A 1,561-nucleotide genomic window follows, 5' to 3' on the forward strand; every position below is an offset into this window, starting at 1 on the left:
AAACCAATGCCACCTTCTGCCTGATATTTTGATCTGTTTCCTTCCTTCATAATAATATCTACAATAGAACTTAGCCTGCCGCCAAACTCTGCCGGAAAGCCTCCCTTAATTAATTTTACACTGTTAATGGCATTTACATTAAAAGTGCTGAACAAACCAAACAAATGATTAGGATTGTAAACTGTTGCTTCATCCAGCTGCACCAAATTTTGGTCGGCATTGCCACCACGTACATAAAAACCGGTTGTACCTTCCTGGCCGCCATGTACACCCGGCAGCAACTGAATAATTTTTAAAATATCCCTTTCCCCAAATAATACCGGCAGGTTTTTTATTGCTTTCAACGGCACATCAATTACGCCCATTTGTGCTTTTTGTACATTGCGGTTATTCTTTCCGGATACTACCATTACTTCATCTAAATCGCCTTTAGATGATTCTAATAAAAAAGTGAGCTGCAAATTATTTTTTGCAGTAATTTTTTTTGCCTGAATAATATAACCGGCATAAGAAATAATTAATTCTACCGTATCGGCAGCCCAAGCAGATAAAGAGAAAAAACCATATTGATTGGTAGAAGCTCCCGTTTGTGCAGTTGCATTTACAACCGAAGCCCCGATTAATACTTCTTTTGTAGCTGCATCTTTTACATAACCGCTGATGGTTATTTTTTGCGCTATTATTTTGGTTTCAAAAAAAATTAAAATTAAAATACATGTCGCAAGTTTAACTTTCATCTCTTTAATTTTTGTTTAAAATAATTTTTTTGCTGGCTTATTATTGCAGATGGCAGGAATAAATAAAATAGTTGTGTTGAAGGGAAAATAATAAGTTGGATCAGCCGTTTTAAGCTATACACGGATTAATTTTTAAAAAAATATCCCTGCAACACAACTATTTTTGTGTTGTACAGCATCTACTGCATAAATACCATTTGTATTTGACAGATAATTTAAAAGATATTATCACTGGCTGCATTGCAGGCAAAAGGGGTTGCCAGTCGGATTTATATACCCTTTTCTCCCCTAAAATGATAATAGTTTGCCTCCGCTATTCCAAAAATTTAGAAGAAGCAGAAGAAATTTTACAGGATGGTTTTATCAGGGTGTTTAAATTTATTAGCCAGTTTAAAAACGAAGGTTCGTTTGAAGGATGGGTAAGAAAGATTATGGTAAACTGTGCTTTGCAAAAATTAAGGGGGCAGGCTAATTTACGGCCGGTTGTTTCATTAAATGCCGAAGCACATGATGAAATTAGTGAAGAAAATATTATTGCACGTATTAATGGAAAAGAAATGCTGCAAATGGTCCAGGCATTACCCCCGGCATACCGCATGGTTTTTAACCTGTACCATTTTGAAGGGTATAAACACCGTGAAATTGGTGAACTGCTGGGTATTGAAGAAGGCACTTCTAAATCAAATTTATCGCAGGCCAAACGGGTTTTACAAAATGCCGTTAAAAAAAATTTAACTATTGAAAAAAAGATTTTAAATGGATAAACATTTACATAAAGATATTGGTGAGCAATTCAGCGATGAAATAAATAAGCTGAACCAGCA

The 1,561-nt window shown here is 35.2% G+C and carries 2 protein-coding genes; one reads left to right on the forward strand and one right to left on the reverse strand.

Translation table 11 applies throughout. The features are described 5' to 3' along the window. The coding region (locus tag ACY65O_RS06430; protein WP_462220029.1) for a carboxypeptidase-like regulatory domain-containing protein at window positions 1-737 on the reverse strand (737 nt) is incomplete at its 3' end. 203 nt (window positions 738-940) lie between these two features. Between ACY65O_RS06430 and ACY65O_RS06435 the strand changes: the two genes are divergently transcribed. Further along, window positions 941-1,501, forward strand: coding sequence for an RNA polymerase sigma factor (locus ACY65O_RS06435; RefSeq protein ID WP_462220030.1), 561 nt, complete (start codon window positions 941-943; stop codon window positions 1,499-1,501). Window positions 1,502-1,561: the final 60 nt, after the last annotated feature.

The sequence above is a fragment of the Ferruginibacter sp. genome, from assembly GCF_031430955.1.
GTDB lineage: Bacteria > Bacteroidota > Bacteroidia > Chitinophagales > Chitinophagaceae > Ferruginibacter.